Raw genomic sequence first — 23829 nt, forward strand, 5'->3', positions numbered from 1 at the left:
GTTGCGCGTGATCTTGATGTCGGCGGAGGTCGGTGAAGGGCCGGGAGAAGGCCGCCGAACGGATCGTGCCTCGTCGCGTACTGCCTGAATGTGATTGTTCGGTCATGACACGACCTATCCGACCGAAGGAACACCTCGTCGGTCCACTCGTACCGGCTGCCCTGCCCGCGCGTCCGGGCCCAAGCCCGATGCCGATGCCCGCTCTACCGGCCCGAGTCTGCCCGTCGGCGATCACCGAGGCGCCCCTGTTGCTGTGGATGGCTCTTCCGGCACGCTGTGGCCGGGTGAGCGCGCAGCACCTCCTGCGCGCGTTGGGCTGGCCTCCGCACCACCGCCTCGACATTCAGCCGCGTCACGGCATGCTCGTCATCTGCTCGGCCAGCGACGGCCGCCACCAGGTGGGCAGCCGAGGTGACCTACCCTTGCCAGCGAATGCCCGGCACATGTGCCGCATCGAGCCCGGTCAACCCGTGCTGCTCGCCGCCATCGTTAGGCACGACCTGGTCGTCGTGCATCCCGTCAGCACCGTCGTACGCCTGCTCGCCGACCTGCACACTCACCTGGCGGGAGCCGGCGATGACCGCTGACCCCGCCGCCGTCGCTGCCGCTCGCCAGGTTCTGGCTCACCTCCGCGTCACGGTGACCGATCTGCAGTCTCACCCCGCGACGCCGTCCGTTGTGCCGACGGTCGCCGAGTACCTGCCCCGTGTAGTCGCCGCTGCCGGGCCCGGAGCGCGCCGTACCTACGGCACCTACTGGGACCGGATGGCCGCCGCCTGGCCCGAGCGGTCCTTGGACACCATCACCGCCAGCGACGTCGAGGCCCTGAAACAGGCGATGATCGCCAGCGCCGTGGCGCGGCGCAACAGCCGCAACGGCCGGCACGCGGGCGAACACGTCATCGCCGCCGCCCGCGCCTACTACCGACGGGCCATCGCCGACGGGCTGATCGACGCCTCCGCCAGCCCCGCGCACCGCGTCGCGAAACCCCGACGCCTACCCGGCACCCGCCGCGCGTTGACGGCACACGAGCTGGAGGAGATCAACGCGATAGCGCGCACCAGCGGGAACGACGTCATCCTCGACGCGCTGCTCCTACGCCTGCACACCGAAACCGCATGCCGCCGCAGCGGCGCCCTGGCCCTACGGCTGATCGACCTCGATACCACCAACGGACTCGTCCGCCTCACCGAGAAAGGATCCACTGTCCGCTGGCAGCCCATCACCCTCGACCTCGCCGGACACCTGCGAGAGCACGCCGACGCTCGCGGCGCGGTCCTGCCGACCGACCCGCTCCTGCGCGCACGCAACGGCCACCCGATCACCAGCCGCCGCTACGACCACCTGTGGCAACGCTTGGGCGCGCGCCTGCCCTGGGTAGCCGTGCACGGCATCTCGACCCACTGGCTGCGCCACACCACGCTGACCTGGGTGGAACGGCACTTCGGCTACGGCATCGCCCGCGCCTACGCCGGACACACCGACAGCCCCGGATCCTCCATCACCACCTACATCAAGGCCGACCTGCACGACGTCGCCAACGCGCTGTCCGCCATGACCAACCAGCCCCATCCACTGGCCCGGGTGGCAGATCACGGCGGTGCGGGGTCGCCGGTGAACCACGTCGCGTGGCCCACGTCCGAGTAGGGGCCAATAGCCGCGTGCGGTGCCGGGCGAGCCAGCTCCGACCGCACCGCACGCGGCGAGGTGGTCGGACCGGCCGTGCAACCGCAGCGCGACCTCCGCTCTGCTCCCCCTCGTTGCCTCTGACCGCAGATACCTACTTACGGATGAAAGCGCTCAATGGATTAGGCGGAAGATCCGGTGCCTCGATACCTTACCTCGAGACACCGGACCGATTTCCTGGTTGTCTTAGCCGATATTCTTGACCACGGTGGCATTCCAATCGCTGGCCACCTGGAATCGGGTGCCCCAGTTGATGGTGCTCATGCCTGGGTACACCCATGCTTGGCCGGTTGACGCTGCGGCGACGGCGTCGGGAAGCCCGTCGCTGTTGATGTCTGCTATGGCTACCCGGAGAGAGTCCCAGCCGACGCCGATCTGCTTCCGCGTCCCGAGCATGGCGTGTCCTGCTTGTCCGGTGTTCGGGTAGTACCACATGTATCCGGCTGGGTCGATGGCGATGAGGTCGTCGAGACCGTCGCGGTTGAAGTCGGCGGGGTAGATGCGGTGGTTCGACCAGCCGGCGTCGTCAACTTGTACCTTGCAGCAGCCGTTGGGGTAGTAGAACAGCTCGCCGGTCGAGTTTTTGATGCCGAAGTGGTCGGGTCGTGGTGAGGTGTTGGCGTTGGCTGAGGCGTGGGTGTAGTCGTTCCAGCCGACGCCGAGTTGTTTGCGGCGTCCGGAGCTGGGTGCGCCGTTGACGTTCGGGTACGCCCAGAGGTTCCCGGTGGTGTCGACCATCATGACGTCGGCGAGGCCGTCTTGGGTCCAGTCGTGGATGTCCCATCGTAGGCTGCCCCAGCCGTTGCCGATCTTGACGGGTGCGCCGAAGGTGGCCATGCCGGTGCCGCCGGTGTTGGCGCGGAGGTGGAGGTTGCCGGATGAGTCCGCGGTGACGAGGTCCGGTTTGCCGTCGCCGGTCAGGTCGTGGGGGGCGGGTGTCGGGTTGAGGGCGACCGAGGTCCAAGTCTGGATCGTGGAGAGTTGGCCGTTGAAGTAGCTGCCGATTGTGCTGGTTCCGGTGCGTGTGCTGCCGAATCGCATGCTCCGGTCGGCGTTCCAGGTGGTGGAGTGTGCCGCCGAGCCGACGTTACGTCCGTTGATGTAGAGGTACATGCTGCTGAGGTTTCCGCTGGCGGGCTTGTAGGTGATCGTCAGCTCTGTCCAGACGCCTAGCCGAACGGTGTTGGCACCGCTGCTGATCGTGTCCCAGGCTGGGCTGACGACATCGCTGCGGGACATGGCGAACCGCCAGGAGTTGTCACTCGCCTCCGCCCAGAGCCTGAAGCCTGCGGTGTTGACGCCGTCCTGGGAGAGGACGGTGCCGCCTGTGGCGTCGGGCTTCGCCCAGACCGAGAGGGAGAACTCGCCGTTGGTGGGCACCGCTGAAGACGGCGTGGTCAGGGTGCTGTTGAGGCCGTCGAGGTCGATGCTGGGGTCGAAGAGGTCACCGGAGTGCCAGGTCGCGGCTCCGCTGCCTGTCGCGGCGAGTGTTCCGACTGCGTCCTCTGCGGGCAGGCTGCTGACCGGTCCTTCGGTTGCCTCGCCGAGGTGCCAGGCGTGGTTGGGGGTGAGGATCCCTCGGTCTGTGTCGGCGGTGATGGTTCCGGTGGTGCCGGCGAGGCTGGTCATGCGCCACACCTTCGTTACGCCACCGTCGCCGATTGTCCAGAGGTCGGGGAGTCCGTCGTTGGTGATGTCGGCGGCCCGGAGCCGTACGGCGGCGGTCTTGTTCCAGTCGGCTGCGGCGATCGTGTAGGGGGTGTAGGTCATCTGGCCGCTATCGATGTCGATGCTGAGGTCGGTCCAGAGGTGCAGGGCCCCTGTACTGGGTTCCCAGAGGAACATGGCGGTGCTGGTGCCCGTGCTGGTGGTGGTTTGCGCGGTGGCGATGGTCCAGTTGTTCCAGTCGGTGCTGCCATCGGGTGTGGTTGCGGAGGTGCGGGTGACCTGTTGGAAGGCGCCGGGTGCTACCGACGGGTAGTAGGTGAGGTAGTAGCCGAGGTTGTTGCCGCTGATGCCGATGAGATCGTGGCGCGACGATCCGGTGTGGCGGGCGTCGCCGGCGCTGGCCACCTGCAGGGGGGACTGCCCGGATTCGTCGATGAGGTCTTCCCGCTGGATCGTGTACTGGGTGTCGTCCGCGGACGGTTGGATGACGGACCCGTCACCGTTGGTACGAAGGACCGTGCCGCCCCCGGCGAAGGGTCCGGAGGGGTAGTAGACGAGAACGTCCTGCAGCGCGTAGCCGGAGAACTGGCCGGTGATGGCTTGAGCGCCGTTGTAATCCTTTGATGATCCGGGTTTTGTCAGCCCGTTGCCCTTGGCGCCGATGTTGGTGGCGGGCGCGGCGGGACCGTCGGAGCCGCCTTCGGTGAGCCAGAGTCCTGGTGGCAGGCCGTTGACACTGCCGGTGGCCAGGAGGTCGGGAACGTCGTCGCCGGTCATGTCCCCGTCAGCCGCGGTGATGGTGGGATCCGCGTTGAAGGTGACGCTCTCGGAGTCACCGATGTTGCCTCCGGGGGAGAGGCTGGTGACTGTCAGGGTGTTGGTGTAGCGGGTAGGCAGGATCGACACGGTGGTACCACCGGCGCCGGCATTGGGCACCTGGACCGGCGCGCCGGCGTTGAGTTGATAGAGGTACCCGCTCGGGGTGGTGCCGCCGGCTGCGGTGATGGTGAAGGTCGTCGGCTGGCCGAGGATGGCGCCCTGGGGCTTGCTCACCTCGGGGTGGCCGGGACGAGTGGGGTCAAAGTTGAAGGTGCAGGTGTCCGACCAGTCGCTGGGGGTGCGGAAGTCCGTTGCCTGGACCCGCCAGGTGAAGGCGGTGACCGAGCCCGTGCCGGGGCCGGTGTAGCCGGCATACTGGCGCAGCGTGGCCTGTGGGACGACGAGCACCGAGGTGGCGCCCGAGGCCGAGGTCAGCAGGTTCGGGTTGGACGTGGCCACGACCGCACCGTCGCTCTTGCGGGTGACCCGGAACGAGACCCCGAGGACGCCACCGTTGCGGTCGGAAACCGGCGCGTAGAGCGAGACCGACGCGTCACCGACGGTGGATCCTCCGGTGCAGGCGGTCTTTGGTGAGGTGGTCAAGCCGGCCGGCTTGTTCGGCTTGTGGTTGTACTCGATCTCGAGTGTCGGGCTCGTCTCCAGGAATTCCTTCCAGCTCTCCGCATCGCTGGCCTCGTTCGCCGCCTTCATCCACAGGGTACGGGTCTTGTGGCTGCTGCTGACGTCGCGCTGGATCTGCGTTTTGACGTCGAAGGAGACGCCGTTGGCTCCGCAGCCGGTGTATCCGTACGCGAAGCTCTTGGAGGCGGCCAATGGGCCGCTGCTCTGGCCCTCCCAGTAGTTCCAGGTGGCGTTGCTGCTGCTCAACACCGTGTCGGGTGCGTAGACGTTGACCTGCTTGTCGTCGCAGCTATACGACCGAGTATTTGTGATCTTGAAGTAGGCCGAATTGATTTCGGCGTTCGTCAGGGTGCTGATCGGTACCGTGAAGTTGATCAAGGTGTTGGACCGCTGTACTCCCGAGTTGCCTACCTGCATTCGGTCGTACGGGTCCGGGGTGTTCATCCAATAGTTCGTGGACTGGTGCTGATAGGAGATGCTGGCCCAGCCTCCTCGGCTGGAGCCGGCCGGCGACCAGGTGAAGGTCGGATCGATATAGACCGGATACGTGGTCTTCGCGCTGGTCAGCAGGTCTTGGTCGGGCGTCAGCCGCAGCTGCCGGCCCTGCAGCCGTACTTTGATCGGGGCGGTACGTGCCGCTCGTCCGGGCATGGCGGTGCTGCTGGACGACAGTCCGCCGCGTGCGGCGGGCTTGGTGACGGGTCCCGAACTGGAGTCCCACATGAGTGGCGCAGGGGCGGAAAGAACGGTTGCTCCGGAGCGGTCCCGTCCGGCGATGTTGCCGGCGGCGTCGACGTCGAGAGTGAAGCCAGTTGCCTGGGTGTCGAGCTCGAGGGTGGCCAAGGCGGGATCTGCTGCGGCTTCTGGAGTGTGGACGACGAACACGTGGGAGAAGCCGCCGTTGCGGCTCGCCGTGGCGACCAGGTCGACGTCAGGAAGCACGTTGCGGTAGGTGGCCGTGTCACCGGACAGGGCTGGCGGGGGCAGCGGCATCGGCGCTGCGACGGTGAAAACGCGATCACCGGACACGAGCGTGGCTAGCGGGGCGTCTCCACCCGGGGACAGCTTCACCTCGTTGGTCGTCACACTTGAGGTGATAGTGCCGTTCGGCTGTCGGGCCAACGTCGCGTCCAGGGCCTTCCAGGCACCGTCGACCCTCTTGCGGGTGGCCGTAGCGTGCTGCGTCAGGCGAATCTGACCGTTGGGCAGGGCCGTGACTACCGAGGAGGAGGTGCCGGCGGCGGTTGCCTCCACCGACTGGCCGGTCCGACGCGCCTCTGTCAGCGCTTCCTCGACATCGAGGGAAGTGCCGGTGGCGGTTGCCGGTCGGATGGCTCCGGCGTAGCCGTCCGCAGCAGCGACGGCGGTGGTACCGGGCGCGACGGCGACGGCGGTGACAATCATGGTGACCGCTGCCGCGAGCGGGACGGTCCTCGGTCGATGTGGTGGCCGGGTTGCGGACATGGTGAGGAGCTCCCCGTGTCGAGGGACGTGACGGATGCGCGTCCGATAGCCGGCACAGTGAACCAGCGCTCACCCGGACCGGGGAATCCCTTCGTCACTGAGCGCTGTCCCTTTCGCACTCACTGCGACAGTTTTATGGTAAAGAACATGATCGATTGTTATCGTCTCGTGACATCCACCGGCTTGGTTACGTGGCAGATTGATCGCGCCACGGAGGGTGTGCGAGGACAGCCGGCGTGGTCACCTCATCCATACACTCAGGTTGGGATTCGCATGCTCAGGCACGGGGGAGTGCGGCTGTTCACGCGCCGCACACGATGGATTGCGTCCGTAGTCTCAGCGGTCGTCACCGTCGGCGTGCTGGTCGGCACGCCGGCCAGCGCCACCACACCGACGACGGTGAAACCGCCGGTCCCGTCACCCGGCCGGTCGGTCGACGGCGTGAAGCCGCTGCCCAGCCGCTTCGTGACGCCGCGCAACGACGCGAAGACCAACTTCACGCCGACCCGGACCACGTGGCCGCGGGCCGCCGCCGCGCAGGTGGACCTCGCCGCCGCCACCGCCGGGGCAACCGCCCCGGTCAAGGCCCGCGCCGCGGGTACGCCGATCTGGGTGAGCCCGGTGGCAAAGGCCCGGGCCGCCTACACCGGCCCGACGCGGCTCGACGTGCGTGTGCTCGACCGCGCCAAGGCCACCGCCGTCGGGGTCAATGGCGTGCTCGCCAGTGTCGCCCCGCAGCCGGCCGCGCGGGCCACGGGTGCCGGGACCGTCCGTGTGGGGGTGGACTACGGTGCGTTCACCGAGGCGTATGGCGGCAACTACGGCCTGCGGCTCAAGTTGGTTCGGCTGCCCGCCTGCGCGCTGACCACCCCGCAGCGCTCCGAGTGCCGCACGCAGCAGCCGCTGCCCTCGACCAATGACCCGGCCGCCCACACCGTCTCGGCGGAGATTCCGCTCGACGCCTCCCCGTCAACGACCGCCACCCCGATGCTCGTCGCCGCCGTGGCCGGCGCCGGCGAAGAGGGCGGTGCCGGCGGTACGTACGCCGCCACCGACCTCAAGCCCTCCGGTTCGTGGAGCGCCGGTGGCAGCACCGGCTCGTTCAGCTACTCCTACCCGTTGACCCTGCCGCCGGCACGGTCGAAACTTGCGCCGCAACTCGCCCTCTCCTACGACTCGAGCGCGGTTGACGGGCAGACCGTCGCCACCAACGCGCAGGCGTCCTGGGTTGGCGACGGCTGGTCGACGCCGCGCAACTACGTTGAGCAGACGTTCGTGTCCTGCAAGGACAACCCGGGTGGCAGCCCGTCGCCGAAGGAGACCTACGACCGCTGCTACACCGGGCCCATCCTGACGCTGTCGCTCAACGGCTCGTCGTCGTCGATGATCTGGGACGCCGGCAAGAAGATCTGGAAGCTCCAGAGCGACAACGGCTCGGTCGTCACCCAGGTCACCGGGTCGAACAACGGCAGCGGCACCTACAACACCGACTACTGGCGGGTCACCGAGCCGGACGGGACGACCTACGAGTTCGGCCGCAACCGGCTGCCCGGGTGGACCACGGACAAGCCGGAGACGAAGTCCGTCGACTCCGGTCCGGTCTACTCCCCGCACGCCGGGGACCCCTGCTACGACAGCGCCGGGTTCGGCGCGTCGGTCTGCACCATGGCGCATCGGTGGAACCTCGACTACGTCAAGGATCCGCACGGCAATGCCATGGCCTACTACTACAACCAGGACGTCAACTACTACGGCCGCAACGAGGGCGCCACCGACGTGCCCTACGTCCGGGACAGCAACCTGGCCCGCATCGACTACGGCTTCACCGACGGCGGCGCCTACGGCACCGTGCCGGACCGGGTCGTGTTCAACACCGATGACCGCTGCCTGTCCGGCACCTGCAAGCCGCTGAACGCTACCACCAAGGCCAACTGGCCCGACGTCCCCTACGACCTGGTCTGTGCCAAGGACACCGACTGCAAGTCCTGGAGCCCGTCGTTTTTCTCCACGGTCCGGCTGACCTCCATCCAGACCCAGCAGTACGACCTGACCGCCGGCAAGCACCTGCCGGTCGACACGTACGCGCTCGCGCAGACCATGCCGGCCACCGGCGACGGTACCGCGCCCACGCTGTGGCTGGACTCGATCAGCCGGACCGGGCACGACCTCACCTCCGGCGGGTCGACCGCCCCGATCAGCCTGCCGTCGGTCTCCTTCACCGGGATCAAGCTGGCCAACCGCGTCGACACCGCCGGCGGCTTCCCGTCGTTCTACCGGCAGCGCATCGAGACGGTCACCACCGAGACCGGTTCCGTCATCGCCGCCAGCTACGAACTGCCCTTGCCGTGCGCCGCGCCGGTCACCCTGGCCCCGGACACGAACACGCGCTCCTGCTACCCGGTCTACTGGACCCCGGACGGCCTCACCACCCCGAAGCGGGACTGGTTCCACAAGTACGCCGTCACCAGGGTCACCGCCACCGACCCCACCGGCGGCGCCCGGTCGACCTCGACCAGCTACAAGTACGTCGGCGGCGCGGCCTGGCGCTACGACGACAACGAGGTGGTCAAGGCCAAGTACCGCACCTACGGCCAGTTCCGCGGCTACGGCACGGTGGAGACCCGCAACGGTGACGGCGTCAACGACGCGCAGACGCTGTCCGTCTCGACCTACTACCGCGGCATGTCGAAGAACAACAACAGCACCGTGGTCAAGGTGACCGACTCCGCCGGTGGGCAGCACGAGGACCTCGACCAGTTGGCCGGGCGGGAGCTGGAGAGCGCCACCCACCGTGGTGATACCGGCCCGGTGGAGACCTCGTCGGTGACCTCCTACTGGGTGTCCGGCGCCACCGCCACCCGTGCGCGTGCCGGCCTGCCCGCGCTGACCGCCCACAAGATGGGCCAGGTTCAGAAGTGGAACCGGCAGGCGGTCACCTCGTCGGGCACGACGACCTGGCGCTACAGCCAGACCGACACCACCTATGACACCGACGTGAACTCGCCGACCTTTGGCCTGATCACGTACTCCTACGACCACACGGTCCCGGTGAACGCCGCCTACGACCGCTGCACCTCCACGAAGTACGCGCCGGCGAACACAGGCGCGAACATCACCGGTCTGATCAGCCAGGTCGAGACCGTCTCGGTGGCCTGCGGCGGCTACACCCAGGGCTCACCCGCGACCGCGCCGGGCGGCGTCAACACGCTGACCGCCCCGGCGACCGTCGACCGCCCCCGCCAGGTCGTCTCCCACGTGCGGACCTACTACGACGACCCCGCGTTCGACGAGGCGTTCCCGCAGACCAAGGTGCCGACCCGGGGCACGGTCACCATGGTGCGCCAGGCCGAGGACTACAAGTCCGGCGCCTACGTCTACCAGACCACCGGCCGGGCCGACTTCGACAGCTACGGGCGGGCCGTCGCCACGTACGACGCCAACGGCAACGTCAGCCGAACCACCTACACCGACAACTCGGTCGGCCTGACCGTCGGGGTCAAGACCACCAACGCCGAGGGGCACTCCACCTCCACGACGGTCACGCCGATGCGCAACCTCACCACGGTGAGCAGCGACGCCAACAGCGTGGTGACCACCCGGCAGTACGACGCGCTCGGCCGGGTCAAGGCGGTCTGGGGCGCGTCCCGCGCGAACAGCACCTCACCCAACGTCCGCTACACCTACCTGGTCCAGAAGACCGGCCCGACCGCCACCACCACCGAGACGCTCAACAACTCCGGTGGGTGGGCGCCGGCGATCCAGATCTACGACGCCCAGCTGCGGCCCCGCCAGACGCAGGCCACCACTCCGGCCGGCGGGCGGATGGTCACCGACACGTTCTACGACAGCCGGGGCTGGGTGGCCGCCACCTACAACGGCTGGTGGGATGCCGAGCGTGATCCCGGCACCACTCCGGTGTACGCGACGGACCTGTCCAAGAAGGTGCTGAACCAGACGTTCAACACCTACGACGGTGCGGGCCGGGTGATCCTCGCCGAGAGCAAGCGCGACAACCTGGTCGTCTCGTCGACCCGGATGGTCCACAACGGTGACCGCACCACGGTGATCCCGCCGCCGGGCGGCACCGTCACCACCACCGTCACCGACCCGATGGGTCGTGCCACCACGCTGCTCCAGTACACCGCCGCGCCCACCCTGGTCAGCCCGGCGAACGCGTTCACCGGCACCTTCCAGGTGACGGGCGGCACCACGACCACCACCAGCTACGGCTATGACGACCGCGGCAACCAGGCGCTCCTGACCGATGCGAGCGGCGCCGACTGGAAGAGCCAGTACGACCTGCTGGGCCGGGTCACCAGCAAGACGGACCCGGTCGCCGGCACCAGCAACACCACGTACGACGGCGTCGGCAACGTCACCGAGACCACCGACGCGCGCGGGAAGACCGTCTCCTACACCTACGACAAGATCAACCGGAAGACCGGCAGCTTCACCGCCGCGAAGAAGGACCAGTCGTCGGCCAACCAGTTCGGCAAGTGGGAGTACGACAACACCAACAACGCGGTCGCTGGGATGACGAACCCGATCGGCAAGCTGACCACGGCCACCACCTACCGCAACGGCGCTGCCTACACCACCCAGTACGGCGGCTTCACCGCCTTCGGCGCCTCCACCGGCGAGACGATCACGATCCCGGCGACCGAAGGGCTGCTCGGCAACACCTACTCCTTCACCCATAAGTACCTGGGCGTCACCGGCAAGCCGTACAGCGACGCCTGGCAGGCCGCCGGCGGCCTGCCCACCGAGACCGTCACCTATTCCTACAAGAGCGCGCTGGAGATTCCCAATGGGGCGGGCAGCCTGCTGGCCACCTACGCCAACGTCACCAGCTACGACGCGTGGGGGCGGGTGACCGGCGGCGGCCTTAACGCCAGCAACAGCCAGGCCACCATGGTCAACATCTACGACGATCACACCGGCTGGCTCAAGCAACGCAAGATCACCAAGACGGCCACGTCGACCTCCGACATCGGCCAGCGTGATTACGAGTACGACCGGTTCGGTAACATCGTCAAGCAGGTCGAGACCCGGAACCTGCCCGGCGTGGCGGCCGAGACCCAGTGCTACCGCCACGACGGCCTGCGGCGGCTCACCTCGGCCTGGACCGCTACCGACAACTGCGCCACCGAGCCCACCGTCGCCAACCGCGCCAAGGTGGGCAGTGGCATCGGCTCGACCAGCGCGTTCTGGACCGAGTGGACCTTCGACGCTGTCGGCAACCGCAAGACCCAGATCCAGCGCTCCCTCAGCGGCGGGGCCGACACCACCACCGACTACGTCTACAACGGCAACGGCGCCAGCCAGCCGCACACGCTGACCGGCACGACCACCGCCGGTGGCCTGACCGGCTCGACCTCGTACACCTACGACAAGACCGGCAACATGACCGCCCGGAACGCCGGTCAGGGCAATCAGACGCTCACCTGGGACGAGACCGGCGAGTTGACCGCGGTCACCGGCGGTCGGGACGGCAACACTTCCTTCCTGTACGACGCCGACGGCAACCTCCTCGTCCAGCGGGACCCCGGCACCACAACGCTCTACCTGCCGACCCAGCAGATCACGCTGAACACCACCACCAACGCGGTCAGCGGTGTCCGCTACTACCCGTTGCCCAACGGCGCGACGGCCATCCGGACCGGCAGTGGCACCAACTACAGCTACCTGATCCCGGACCACCAGGGGAATCCCACCCTCTACCTCAACAACACCGCGCAGATCCCCACCTGGCGTCAGTTCACGCCCTACGGCGGCCAGCGCGGCGCCACCGTCACGGCGCCTGACAACCGTGGCTTCCTCAACCAGCCGCTGAACACCGCCACCGGGCTGACCCAGGTCGGCGCCCGCAACTACGACCCAACGACCGGTCGCTTCGTCTCCCTGGACCCACTTCAGGACCTGTCGAGCCCGCAGCAGTGGAACGGCTACGCATACGCCAACAACTCGCCAGTCACCACGAGCGACCCGACCGGCCTCATCCCGGACGACTGCCGCCAGTTCGACTGCTACGGATACAGTCCGGCCAAGGGCTGCCCGGGCGGGTGCGGCACGGAGGCTAACAAGGCCTGGGGCACCAGTCGGAAGCAGTCGGGTAGCGCCCCCACGCGTCGCAACGACCCCCGCATCCTCGGTCACGTCATCCGAGTCCCCGAGACAGTGCCGCTGGAAGAGTTCACCCGCCGCTGGAATGAACAACGCGGCGCACATTTCGCGATGGACGCGCTCGTCCCGAGCGTGGAGCTCGCGCCCGTCAGCGAACGGGCCTTGGCGATGAACATCTGCGTCGAGATGGGGAATCCGGGTGGATGCCAGAAGTGGGTAGAGGAGTTATACAACCCCAATATCGACAAGCTGGCGGAGGTGCTGCCTTCCGACGACTTGATCCCCGGGGGGGTTGGGGCGCTGGGTGCTGCTGCGGGTGCTGGACGCGGACTGGGGCCGAGGGGCCGCCCCAATGGACGAGGTGGCTGCAACTGCGGATGCATGAGCTTCAGTGGTGACACTGAAGTTCTCATGGCCGACGGCTCGGTCATGGCGCTGCAGAAGATTCGAGCGGGTGACGAGGTCCTCGCGACGGATCCGGAGACAGGCGAGCAGGGACCTCGGAGAGTCGATCATGTTTGGAAACACCTCGACGATCTCATCGAACTCGAGGTCGGGGAGGCACTTGTCGTCACGACCGAGGACCATCCGTACTGGAACCAAACGGAACGCGAATGGCAGCGGGCCGACCAGCTCGACCGAGGCGATCTCGTTCTCGCTCCTAACGGAGGAGCAGCGATCGTCGGTGGCCTCCGCCCGGCTTCCCTACACACGGCGCTTGCCTTCAACCTGACCGTAAACGGGCTTCACACGTACTACGTGGTTGCTGGTGGCGTCCCGGTTCTGGTACACAATGACGGGCTCACCCCGCCCCGGATCGTGCAAGCCGGAATTGACGCGTACAATCGTGGTGAGCTGTCGCAGCGCATGACGACCCGCATGGAGAACGGTCGCCCTGTTCGAGTGAACGGCCGGACCGTGCAGGTTCCTGACACCTTCGACGGTCGATCCGGACCCATCGGTGCCAGAACCTACTGGAGGGGTGCGAAGATCTACGAAATTCCCGGCGGCGGTAACGACTACCGTCTCCTAGTGAAGGCCGATGGCACCATTGGTTGGGTAGGCCCGAAGGGTGGGCGCCCGGGAACTGGTCACAACTACGACCGGATCACCACCTATCGGCCGTGTGGGTGAGTGAAGAGAATGCCAAATCCGGAGATGATCGCTGCTTCGCTGGGTACCGCAGGTGTGGACTTGGTCGACTTCACCTGGCCTACAGTCGAGCTGCCAGCTGCGGCGGCCTGGATGCTCTCGGCCTGCTCCGTCGAGGACGGCAGGGAGGACGTCGAATTCATGTTCGATGATCCTGCCCTGATTGAGGGTGCGAATGCAGCCTGGTGGAACTTTGCCGACACGGGCGGGCTGTTCGACGAGGATGATTGCTTCCTCGTCTCGGTCGGCCCGGTCGATGGGGACCCATCGGCGGGGCCGCATTGGGCTCGAGTGCGGCTGCGTAGCGAGTGGGATGTTATCGGCAGAGGAGTGGACTGGGGTGTGCTGGGAGGGCCTTCGGGACGACCCGGCTTCGTCATGATGGCATTGGACGAGCGGGTCGTCGTTGGAGCGACGACCTGGAACGGATTCATCAGCGTCATGAGGCTGAAGAATCCGGCGCTGGCGGGGCCGATCCGTCGGGCGATGGGTTTGCGGGACTAAGTTCGTGGAGTCGGCCGGATGCTCCTCAACCACCTGCGGGATTGAGGAGCGTCCGGTGCCTCGACACCGCGATTCCACCCTCGCGACTCCCTCAGGGCGGCGGCACGAAGTGCGGAGTCGCCGCGCACGATCAGCCCGTCGCGGAAAGTGAACAGGTCGTTGAAGGCGAACCGGAACGGTTCGTCCCTCGCCGGTGACCACCACCACCGGCCCGTCCTTGATCACCCGCTCGACGTCGAGCTGCGGGCTGCCCGAGAAAGGCCGATTCTCGATCTCGCCGTCGTACTCGGCCCGGCCCGTATGTTGCGGTGCCCGTGGACGACCAAGTCGACGTCTTCGGTGAGGATGCCGGGATGCGTGCGTGGTCGCCAGCGCGAAAGTCGGCGAAGTATCTGGCGACCAGGTCACGCTGAATCGGCTGTGATACGGCGGGCTCTGTCCTCGGTGAGGTCATTGGCGAGGGCGTCCAGGATCGAGGCGAACCCGTCGGCCACCCGGCTGATCCGCTGCTCCGCCGGCAGTCGGCGTTGGTGCATGGTGGGTCGGTGTCTCCATTGGTGGGCCGAGGGTCACGCTGGTGTGCAGGGCGGTGACCGGCTCGTCGAGCACGAGTTCGCGGGTCGGGTCAAGGCGCACGTAGAGGAAGCAGAGCCGCCGGGTCGTGCCGTCCGACGCCCGGGTGTCGAGCACGAACTGGGTCCATGGTCACCGAGTCGGGTGGCATGATGACGTGCGAGCCGCCCCAGAACGCGGCGACATCAGTCGGTTAGGTGAACACCGTCCAGACCCGGGCGGGCTCGGTGTTGAGGTGGCGGTGGTCGATCAGTTCATCGCCGCGCAGCTCGGCGCTGACGGGTCATCGGACAGCCTCCTGGCCGTTGAGTTGGTGCGCGGGCGCGTCGAGGCGGTCGCTCCAGGGTCGGCGTTGCTCGTCGATTCCAGTGCCGAGCAGGGCGAGCTGGTCGGGCGGAGCCAACAGCGCCGTCGGGTGCCGTTGCGTCGCTGCTCGACCAGGCCGCCGTGCACGCAACCAGTCTGCCCAGTCGACGAACTCGCGTGACTTGTCGAGGACCGTTCTGCCAATGTCGAGGAAGATCGCCCTGATCACCCGAGTTCCTTCATCGGCTCAGCTCGTGGCGCGGGGCGACGGCTGGTTGTCGAACGGCCACGGCTGTGGTCCGAAGAGGTCGGTGCACGCCGACAGCAACTTCTGCTGCGCCTCGACCAGGCGCGCGGTGGCCGGTCCGCGATCGACGTCCGGGGCGTTCTTGACGAGGAGTTCCTCGACCGCCGTGCCCGCCGTCATCAGCTCCCGGCCGGCCTCCTGGATGCCCGGATCGGTCGACTGCGCGGCGCGTGCCGCCGGTCGCGTGCCCGAGCCGAAGAGCACGTCCTTCCGCTCGATCGTCCGGGCCACCAGCAGACAGGCGCCGACGGCTTCCCGGTCCGCCGGCACGCTGGGGTTGGCCCTGGCGGATGTGGGGACGTCGGTGGACGCACACCCCGAGACGAGCAGCAGCGGAGCCAGGAACACGGCGGCGAGAGTGCGGATCACGGCAAGAGGATAGCGGTCACGCGAGATCGCGTCGCGTCAGCCCGGCCCGGCAACGGCCCTGCCACGGCCACGGCCACGACCGTGCGGGCGCACGGCCACCTGCCCGAGGTAGACCGGCCGGTCGACAGGTGAGAAGCCCCGCCACCGTGGGCGGTGACGGGGCTTGCGGATCGTCCGCCGGCCGAGGGTGCGGTCCCGGTCGTCCTCGGCGTCGGTGACGCCCACCGTGGGTGCCGTCACTGTCCCATGTGGCCCCGGACAGGTTCGCGTCGGCGCTGGCCCGGGAGGCATCGGCCGCCGTCCGCTGGCGTTCATCACGGCAGTCGGGCACCTCGGAGGCCTCGGTCAGGATCCACCCTGCGGCTTCGACGACGACTCCGCACTGCGACGGTCTTGGTGCGGGTGATGACACAGAGGCCTTTTGATCGTCTGAGATCGATACGCGAGTTGGATTGGGGGGTACGCTGCTGGCTCGGTGGATTCATCCATGCCTTTCGCGCGGCCGGTGAGGGGCGTGGCGTTGTTCATCAGAGAGGAAGCTCTTGCCTGGTCCCATGCGCCGCCGACTCGCCACGGCGGCGGCTATCGTGCTCGGCTCGGCGGCTTGTCTGGTCGCGTGACTGGAACCGTCACCTATCGGTGCAGCAGACCCCACCATCTGAGGTCCTCGTGAGCATTCCGAACAAGTGCACCCACTCGTGGTGGCTCACCTCCACCGGTTCGTACCTGTACGGCGGGGGCGGCTCGGTCACTTCTTGCTCGTCCTGATCTCGTATGAAGGGAGCCCACCGGCCAATGGTTAACCGCCGCCGGAACGTTGCCGTTGCAACCGCCGTTACCATCGCCGCGCTGGCCGGCTGCGCCCAGCCCGGCATGCCTGTCGCCGCGCCCGTCGGCGTCGATGCCCCGGCCATGTTGTCCGCTGTGATCGACCAGGTATATGGAACGCCGCAACAGCGTCTGGCCGGCGAGGAGCGGATGTGGCTCACGAGCCAGTCCGCGATCGCCGCCTGCGCCCGGACCAAGGGCGTCGTGTACGGCGTCACCCCCTATCAGCCGATGAGCCCGCCTACCGACCCTGCCCCCGGGGATCTGCTCGGATTTGCGCCCCAGCGCGTCGACTTCGGGGTCGCCGCCCGTATCGAGATGCTGGCCAAGCGAGGTGAGACCCCCAACCCGGGTTTGCCTGCCGCCGCGGATGACCAAGCTCGCTGGTTCACTGCTGTCGAGTCCTGCCAGAACGCCGCAACTGAGGGTGAGAAGCTCAGGGTTCCTGACGGGCAACAGGAACTGGAAGTCGAGCTGGTGGACCTGCTCGGTAGCGTCCAGCAGCAGGTCGCACCGGACCTGCCTCGCCAATACGCCAGCTGCATGAAGTCGGCCGGAATCGACGCCGGTGACCTATCCGCGGCGTACCTGAAGGTCGAGCAGAAGTTCCCGCCTGTGTCATTTGAGCGTCCGTCGGACCCGACCGCCCTCCCTGAATGGGCCAACGCTGTCGCATTCGAGAAGAAGATTGCCGCTGCCGACGGGGCCTGCCGTGAATCACGGCTCGATGGAGTCGTCAACGCCGCCGCTAACGACCTGCAGAAGTTCACTGCCACCAACACCGCCCGAATCGCACGAGTCGCCGACGGCTGGAAGGCGATGCCCAGCCTCGCACAGACGCTACGCGCCACCGTCAAGACCACACCCGCGAAGTGATGCCGTCCGCCGGGCTTGGTGGGAGACGGATCTGCCCAGCCCGGCCGGAGTCGCCTTCTCGATCGCAATCTGGCTGATAGTCACGCTCGCATGCACCCCTTTGAGTTCGCGGCAAAGTCGCAGACGGCGTCGCCTTCCGCCAAGATCACAAGAGCGGCGCCGCGTGGTCAGCGTGAGTGAACGGTCCGAGCAGAGGTGCGGCAAGAAAATCGGACCCCGTCGCCACCTCACCTCTGCGGTGTTCGCGGTCGGCTCCGCGATAGTCTGCAACGGATGAAGCTGTCGGCTCGAAGGTGAGGCTTGCCCGATGGGTTCCAGCTACGAACCGATGAGTCTGGCCAGGCTCGCCATCCATCTGGCATCCGCGGACACCGACCAGACTCGCTGGAAGCTCGTATGGGAGTTTCTCGAGGAGTACCGCTGGGAGCCCGCCGAAACCAGGGTCGCCCTATTGAACGACGAGCCTGGGCTGACGGGGGATCCGCGGTGGGATGCACTGCTCGCCGCAGTCGCGGAGCATCTGCTGGCTCAGGCGGATCTTGCTCCGCCTGCGTGGGTCGACGCGCGTGTGCTGCGGCGGGCGTGGTTCCCGGCCGAACTGGCGATCCACCGGGCCGACGCCCTGGCATGGGCCCCGGCTGCATTTCGAAAGCATGGCGTGTACCTGTCCGTGCACGATCTGGCTGCGGCGTGAGCGGCTTGTCCGTCGCGGGGTCGTCGCCGACATCTTCGTTGTGGGTGGTGCCGCGATGGCGCTCGCCTACGATGCGAAACGGGTGACCAGGGACGTCGATGCGATGTTTGTCCCGCACGGTGTCGTCCTTGACGAGGCGCGTGCGGTCGCCGACGAACTGGGGTTGCCGCCGTGGTGGCTCAACGAGCAGGCCAGTGTGTATGTCTCCGGCAAGGACGACCCGGGCAGGCGGCGGGTCTTCGACCACCCTGGCCTGCGCGTGATGGCGGCCTCGCCGGAGCACATCTTCGCGATGAAGGCGCTCGCGGCGCGGACCCGCGACGTGGACGACCTTCGCACCCTGGCGGCGTTGGCCGAGGTGGCGACAGTCGATGACGCCCTACGTCTGTGCAGCGACTTCTACCCTGACGAGGTCGTTTCGCCGCGGGCCATGGGAGTCATCCGCGAGCTGTTCGAGTAGGTCGAGCACTCCCGTCGAGTGCGTAAAAGACGCCGACAATACCCGTCTGCAGGTGGTTAGCCTGCGTATCTCGGCCGCAAGATCGAGTTGGCCGAATCCTTGAGGTTGGAGTCCAGCCACCGAGAGGCCGGATCCGTTTACGGTCTCACCTGAACGAGTGTTCGGCGACGACGTGGCGGTCTGTCGATATCCAATCCGAAGGCCGTGCTGGTGGAACGGTGGATGCTTGCGTGTCCGCGCCGCGAACACCTGCCGAACCGCAAGCACTTGAGCCAACCCTGGCTGTACCGTAATCTATGAGCATGCGCACCCGAAATGGTGCACATATGAAACGCACGGGTGTTCCAATCCCCCCTCGGACACGTACAGTTACCCCACAGTAATCAGCGTCAGGCTTAGCCTCGACGCTGATTTTGTTTTCACCGGGTTGTAGGTGAGAGCGAGCCGTAGCTCGCGGTAGACGGTGCTCTTGTCCTCGCTGCGGGCGTCGCGCAGGGTGGTGCGGAGGTCGTCGAAGCTGCCGACGAGGCGTCGGATGTCGTCCTCGGTGAGGCGACGGGGAGTCTGCGCTTGTGCTGCCGTTGCCGTTGCCGTTGCCGTTGCCGTTGCCGCGGTGCGTTGGGCGAGGGCGGCGGCGCGTTGGGCGTTGACCTCGGCCATCCAGCCGGCGACGGTGGCCGGGTCGCCTCCGGCGTCTGCGACAGCGCGGTATTGGTGAGTTTGGCGTCGCATCCGGCAATGATCTTGTTTGCGGCGGTGGTCTCTGGTGCGATGCTGCCGGGGCGGGCGTCGGGTTGAGCGACATCGCGCAGGTTGACGGTCAGGGCGGTCCCAGTTCCGGTCGGCGATCGGCGCGAGTTCGGCGCGTACGGCGTTGTTGACCAGCACGTCGAGTCGACCGCGCCGCTGCCGGACCGCGGTGAACAGTTCCTCGACGCCGGCGCGGCGCGGGAAGCCACGGAGGACCTCGCATCACCGCGAGGCCTCTGTCCGGAAGGTGGAGTGGGCCTACTGTGCGTTGGTGATACCCGCCCGACCAGCCTCCGGGATCCACCCGGTGCGGGCGAACCGCACCGGTGTCGTGTCCCGCTGTCCCGGCCCGTTCGGCGCCCGATCGTCGAGCGACCCGGCGTCCGGCCGCCGCTGTTCCGGGGGCACGCGGCGGCCGCCGCGGCGACACGGCTCGTCGGCGGCCCCGACCGGGTCGCCGACGAGCCGCCTGCGGGCGGTGATCGCCTACCTGGCCAGTCCGATCGTCCGGCCGTTGTAGCTCTTCGGGCTGCTGGCGGCGCCGCCGCTGACCTGCGCGAACGGCAGTGCGGTGGTCGGTGCGGCCTCCCGCTGGATCAGGTAGGCCGTGCCGGCCTGGACCGGGACGGCGATCGTGGCGCCGGTCTGGCCGCTCAGGACGGTGGTCCCCGAGCCGGTGACGACGGAGACCCGCTGGCCGGGCCAGGGGCTGCGGAGGGTGAGGGTGCCGGTCGCGCCGGCGTCGACGGCGGCGGTGACCAGGTTGCCGCCGCGGACCTGCACGTACGCCTTGCCCTTGTGCGGGATGTGGACGGTGGCGTCGACGTCCCAGCCGGTGGGCCAGCCGGACGCGATGCGCAGGGTGCCGTCGTAGCTCTGCACCACGCCTTCGCTGACGGCGGCGGCGGTGACGCCGAGCTGCTCCAGGTAGGGGGTCTCGGGCTGCTGGTTCCAGCTCGCCATGCCGCTGGGGAATACCTGGTACTTGGCGACGTTGGCGCCCAGCGCGGTGCGCATCTCGTCGCCCAGGCCCAGCCGGGCGGCGTGCAGGGCGTCGAGGCTCCAACTGCTCTCCGCGACGTAGCTGCGGTGGGCGAAGGTGCGCTTGGCCAGTTCCGACTGGTTGCCGGTGTCGCCGATCAGGTTGTAGGGCCACACCGGTTCCAGGCCCAGGTTCTCCACGTTGTGCTTCGTCGCGGTGGGCTGCGCCGACAGCGCGAGCACGGTGGTGCCCGCCGCGTCCGCGGACGGTCCGAGGACCTGGGTCTGGGTGGCCTGGTCGGTACGTGGCAGCGGGCGGATCTTCGGGATCGCCGCCCGCACCTGGGTGACCAGGTCGGCGTCGACGCCCAGGGTCTGCGCGGCGGAGACCACCACGGGGAACAGCGCCTGCATCGCGGCGACGTCGGTGATCGGGTCGTTGACCGCCCACTGGGTCTCGTGGGCGTTGGAGGTGGTGTGCAGCAGGCCGTCTGAGCCGCTCTTCGCGTGCGAGAGCAGGAACCGGGCGGCGCCGCTCAGCACCGGGTAGTTGGCGGACAGGAACGACCGGTCGTCGGTGGCGAGGTAGGTCTGCCAGATCCACAGGCCGATCTCGGCGCCGGTGGTGACGGTCTGCGAGTTGTACGACGGGGCGATGGTCGAGTCGCACGACTCGTTGCCGGGGTACCAGGTGCCGTTGCCGTTGAACCGCATCGTCTCCGGCACGCACAGGCCCTGGCGCCCGGGGTAGTGCGCGCTGGTCCAGGCCGCGATGGCCGACACGTTGTTCCGGTACAGGTTGAAGATCGGCACGTTCTGGGCGAAGGCGCCGGCGCTCAGGTTCGCCTGCATGAACATGCGCAGGTTCCAGAACCAGTAGCCCGCCGGGTACCAGGGCTGGTGGTCCTGGCCGAAGCTGAACAGGTTGGCGACGCCGGCCTGGGTGCCCGGGATGGAGTCGCGGTTGCTCGCGGCGATGTTGTACAGGTACAGCGTCCGCATGTTCTCGACGTACTCGCCGGACCCGTCGGCCGACGTGATCTTGATGAGTCCGACCGAGTCCCAGTAGTTGTGCCACCAGGTCAAATGGGCGGCGGCCAGGTCCGTCGAGCTCCGGGTGAGGTCGTTGCTGATCAGGTTGGTCGCGGTGGTGAGGGCGTTGCCGCCGGTCCAGCGGGGCGAGGCCACGATGACCCGGTACGAGCCGTCGGCCCGGGGCTGGAAGCTCACTTGGCCGGTGCGCGAGTCGGGGGTCGACGCGGTGACGTTGCGTCCGGCCGCGCTGACCGCGGCCAGCGAGCCGAAGGTCTGCCCGGAGGTGCCGCCGCCGCAGCAGTCGCTCCAGGTCTCCGACAGCGCGGCGACCGATCCGGACGCCTGCGCGGTCGGGTTGCGCGGGCTCCAGAGCTTCACCTGCGCGCTCTGGCTGCTGGCGGGGTCCGCCCCGGTGACGTCGACGACCAGCTGAGCGGCGTCGGCGCGCACGTACGCGGTCATGGTCATGCCGCCGCCGGAGGCCCGCAGCGTACCGTCGTAGAGATCCAGGGAGGCCCGGTAGTCGGCGGCGCCGGTCAGCCGACTGAGGCCGGGGATGACCACCCAGCCGGGTGACTTGCGGTCGGGCAGCGTGTCGTTGCGGTTGAGCTGGGCGGTGAACCCGTTCGCCGACCAGGCGGCGACCCCCAGCGACCCGTTGCCGAGCGGCACGAACTCGCTGGCGGTGGTGTTGGCCCGGTTGAGCACGATGTTGGACCGGCGTACCACGTTGGGAGTGTCGACGACGAAGCGGCCGCCCTGCCAGGCGGTGGTGGCGGCGGCGGGGGTGGGGGTGACGTCACCGACGCGGACGACTTGCCACTGCTGGTTGTTCGCGCCGGAGTCGCTGCGCTGGACCACCTTGCCGCCGTTGGCGGTGGAGCTGCCCTGCACCTCGACGGCCTTGCCGCTGTACCGGTTGACCAGCCGGACGTAGCCGCCGCTGGAGTCGGCCAGCCGGAACTGTTGGTTGGCGGCGTTCTTGTCGGTCCACTGCACGATGTTGGTGCCGTCGGTGGTCGACCAGCCGGCGTTGTCGAGGACCCGGCCGGAGTGGCGGTTGAGGAGCCGGTAGAAGCCGCCACCGGAGTCCAGGAACCGCCACTGCTGGTTGTCGCTGTCACCCCGGGTCCACTGCACCACGGCCGCACCGTCGGTGGTGGCGTAGTTGTAGTCGTCCATCGCCTTGCCGCTGGTGCGGTTCACCAGCACGTACCAGCCGTTCAGGTCGACGGACGCCGCGGTCGCCGCCGTCGGGCCCAGCCCGACCAGAAGACCGGCTGTCAGGATGCTCGCGACCGCGCCGGCCAGCACGCGTCGCAGTCGTTGCCGGGCTCGGCCCCGGCTGCCGCTACCTACCATGACGTTTCTCCTTGTCGGTACAGCGCGATCGGGCCGGCGCGAGCGCTGTCCTGTCGCGCCGGCGCCGAGCCGGAATGTCTGCGGGAACCGAGGCGGTGGCCGAAGCAGTCGCCTCCCGGGCCCGGTGTGGCCGCCGTGCGGGCGCGGGCGGCCACACCGGGTGGTGCGGGCCGGGGATCAGAAGAGCAGTTCCGGCCGTGGGCGGGCGTGCGTCACATGGGGTTCCAGCCGTCGGTGCCGGCCAGGTACTTCTGCGGGGTGTAGTTGGCGGCCTGCGAGTCGCTCAGCTGCGGGCGGTTGCTGTTGACGGTCGCGCCGGAGCCGGTGTTGCGGTATTCGAAGAAGCGGGCGTTCTGCCAGGTGGAGTCGCCCATGTTGGTCCACGGCTGGCTGTTCTTGATCGCGCCGCTGAGGCTCGACTCGCGGTAGAGCACCTGGGCGCCCTGCCGCCACGGGCGGCCGAGGGTGGTGTTGTTGCTCCCGGCGCCGGTGATCGTCGACTTGTAGAACAGGAAGCCGTAGGTCTTGGCGCTGTCGGTGCTGGCGGCGGTCATGGTGCCGCCGGAGGAGCGCTTCTCGTGGATGGTGGAGGCGTTGAAGACGATGGTGCCGCCGCCAAAGATGAAGTCGGTGGTGCCCTCGATGTAGGAGCTCACCACGTAGGCGCGGGTGCGGTCGTTGACCAGGAAGGTGTCCTGGTCGCCGAGGAGCCGGACGTTGCGCAGCACCGCCCGGTCGGCGTTGAGGTGCAGTGCCACGGCCTGGTCACCGGTCTCGTAGGTGTTCTCGTCGTAGTCGTTGGAGATGGTCAGGTTCTCCGCGACGAAGTTCGCGCCGTCGACGAACATGCTGGCGCTGCCGGAGGTGCCGCTGGTGTGGGCGGAGTTGTTGTAGACGATCGTCGTGTTGGACGGCGACGAGCCGAGCCCCTGGAAGGTGATGTTCGGCTTGTTCGACGGCACGCGTACCACCTGCCGGTACGTGCCGGGCTTGATGGTGATCACCCGTCGGGTGGTGTTGTTCGTCGGGACCGCGTCCACGGCCTCCTGCACGGTGCGGTAGGTGCCGCTGCCGTCCGCGGCCACCGTCGGCTTGCCGCTGCTCGGCGGGGTGGTGGGCGGGTTGGTGGGGGTGCTGCCGACGGGGTTGAATCGCCACTGCATGCGGGCGACGTCGGAGCAGGGTTCCTGGACGATGGGGTTGTTGCCGGCGGTGGAGCCGTCCTTGTTG

The 23829-nt window shown here is 68.0% G+C and carries 13 protein-coding genes; 7 read left to right on the forward strand and 6 right to left on the reverse strand.

Annotation, left to right across the window (positions count from 1 at the left end; genetic code table 11):
• The first annotated feature begins 284 nt into the window (after nucleotides 1-284).
• Together C8054_RS12475 and C8054_RS12480 are read left to right on the forward strand one after the other, a co-directional pair.
• Entirely contained in the window at nucleotides 285-587 is a 303-nt protein-coding gene (locus C8054_RS12475; protein WP_107156941.1) for a hypothetical protein, read from the forward strand.
• A complete protein-coding gene (locus C8054_RS12480) occupies nucleotides 577-1647 on the forward strand; it encodes a site-specific integrase (protein ID WP_107156942.1) in 1071 nt (356 codons plus the stop codon). The genes C8054_RS12475 and C8054_RS12480 overlap by 11 nt, the downstream gene beginning before the upstream one ends.
• Before the next feature lie 225 nt (nucleotides 1648-1872).
• On the opposite strand, the gene C8054_RS33230 is transcribed toward C8054_RS12480, so the two are convergent.
• On the reverse strand, nucleotides 1873-6219 hold the full coding sequence (locus C8054_RS33230) for an FG-GAP-like repeat-containing protein (RefSeq protein WP_146179913.1): 4347 nt from the start codon (nucleotides 6217-6219) through the stop codon (nucleotides 1873-1875).
• A gap of 351 nt (nucleotides 6220-6570) precedes the next feature.
• Here C8054_RS33230 and C8054_RS12490 point away from each other — a divergent pair, with 351 nt between their 5' ends.
• Nucleotides 6571-13536: an RHS repeat-associated core domain-containing protein gene (locus C8054_RS12490; protein ID WP_233219610.1), complete on the forward strand. Its 6966-nt coding sequence runs from the start codon at nucleotides 6571-6573 to the stop codon at nucleotides 13534-13536.
• Nucleotides 13537-13590: 54 nt separating this feature from the next.
• Nucleotides 13591-14058: a hypothetical protein gene (locus C8054_RS12495; RefSeq protein ID WP_233219619.1), complete on the forward strand. Its 468-nt coding sequence runs from the start codon at nucleotides 13591-13593 to the stop codon at nucleotides 14056-14058.
• Nucleotides 14059-14914: 856 nt separating this feature from the next.
• Here C8054_RS12495 and C8054_RS32725 read toward each other — a convergent pair.
• Both C8054_RS32725 and C8054_RS12515 read right to left on the reverse strand, forming a co-directional pair.
• Complete coding sequence (locus C8054_RS32725) at nucleotides 14915-15166, reverse strand: hypothetical protein (protein WP_233219611.1); 252 nt, start codon at nucleotides 15164-15166, stop codon at nucleotides 14915-14917.
• A gap of 18 nt (nucleotides 15167-15184) precedes the next feature.
• The gene (locus C8054_RS12515; protein WP_107156946.1) at nucleotides 15185-15613 is read right to left on the reverse strand and encodes a hypothetical protein; all 429 of its coding nucleotides are present in this window, start codon (nucleotides 15611-15613) and stop codon (nucleotides 15185-15187) included.
• Between the two features lie 795 nt (nucleotides 15614-16408).
• Between C8054_RS12515 and C8054_RS12525 the strand changes: the two genes are divergently transcribed.
• From C8054_RS12525 to C8054_RS12535, 3 genes are all read left to right on the forward strand, one after another.
• Nucleotides 16409-17317, forward strand: coding sequence for a hypothetical protein (locus C8054_RS12525; RefSeq protein ID WP_107156948.1), 909 nt, complete (start codon nucleotides 16409-16411; stop codon nucleotides 17315-17317).
• A gap of 307 nt (nucleotides 17318-17624) precedes the next feature.
• Nucleotides 17625-18011, forward strand: a complete 387-nt coding sequence (locus C8054_RS12530; RefSeq protein WP_107156949.1) for a hypothetical protein — start codon at nucleotides 17625-17627, stop codon at nucleotides 18009-18011.
• Entirely contained in the window at nucleotides 17971-18471 is a 501-nt protein-coding gene (locus C8054_RS12535) for a DUF6036 family nucleotidyltransferase (protein ID WP_255563022.1), read from the forward strand. The genes C8054_RS12530 and C8054_RS12535 overlap by 41 nt, the downstream gene beginning before the upstream one ends.
• 369 nt (nucleotides 18472-18840) lie before the next feature.
• Here the strand turns inward: C8054_RS12535 and C8054_RS32730 are convergent, their stop codons facing one another.
• The 3 genes from C8054_RS32730 to C8054_RS12555 all read right to left on the reverse strand — a co-directional run.
• Nucleotides 18841-19131 carry a hypothetical protein gene (locus tag C8054_RS32730; RefSeq protein WP_233219612.1) on the reverse strand — a complete coding sequence of 97 codons (291 nt, stop codon included), beginning with the start codon at nucleotides 19129-19131 and terminating at the stop codon, nucleotides 18841-18843.
• Nucleotides 19132-19707: 576 nt separating this feature from the next.
• A complete protein-coding gene (locus C8054_RS32280; RefSeq protein ID WP_199199715.1) occupies nucleotides 19708-22599 on the reverse strand; it encodes an RICIN domain-containing protein in 2892 nt (963 codons plus the stop codon).
• A 212-nt stretch (nucleotides 22600-22811) separates the two neighbouring features.
• The coding region (locus tag C8054_RS12555) for a pectinesterase family protein (RefSeq protein WP_107156952.1) at nucleotides 22812-23829 on the reverse strand (1018 nt) is incomplete at its 5' end.

Source organism: Micromonospora sp. RP3T, from assembly GCF_003027925.1.
Lineage (GTDB): Bacteria > Actinomycetota > Actinomycetes > Mycobacteriales > Micromonosporaceae > Micromonospora.

Bases quoted from the DNA above. Each gene is read 5' to 3' on its own strand.
- C8054_RS12480 (WP_107156942.1), top strand. From the start codon at position 577: ATGACCGCTGACCCCGCCGCCGTCGCTGCCGCTCGCCAGGTTCTGGCT.
- C8054_RS12535 (WP_255563022.1), top strand. From the start codon at position 17,971: ATGGCGTGTACCTGTCCGTGCACGATCTGGCTGCGGCGTGAGCGGCTT.
- C8054_RS12525 (WP_107156948.1), top strand. From the start codon at position 16,409: ATGGTTAACCGCCGCCGGAACGTTGCCGTTGCAACCGCCGTTACCATC.
- C8054_RS32730 (WP_233219612.1), bottom strand. From the start codon at position 19,131: ATGGCCGAGGTCAACGCCCAACGCGCCGCCGCCCTCGCCCAACGCACC.
- C8054_RS12530 (WP_107156949.1), top strand. From the start codon at position 17,625: ATGGGTTCCAGCTACGAACCGATGAGTCTGGCCAGGCTCGCCATCCAT.
- C8054_RS32280 (WP_199199715.1), bottom strand. From the start codon at position 22,599: ATGGTAGGTAGCGGCAGCCGGGGCCGAGCCCGGCAACGACTGCGACGC.
- C8054_RS33230 (WP_146179913.1), bottom strand. From the start codon at position 6,219: ATGATTGTCACCGCCGTCGCCGTCGCGCCCGGTACCACCGCCGTCGCT.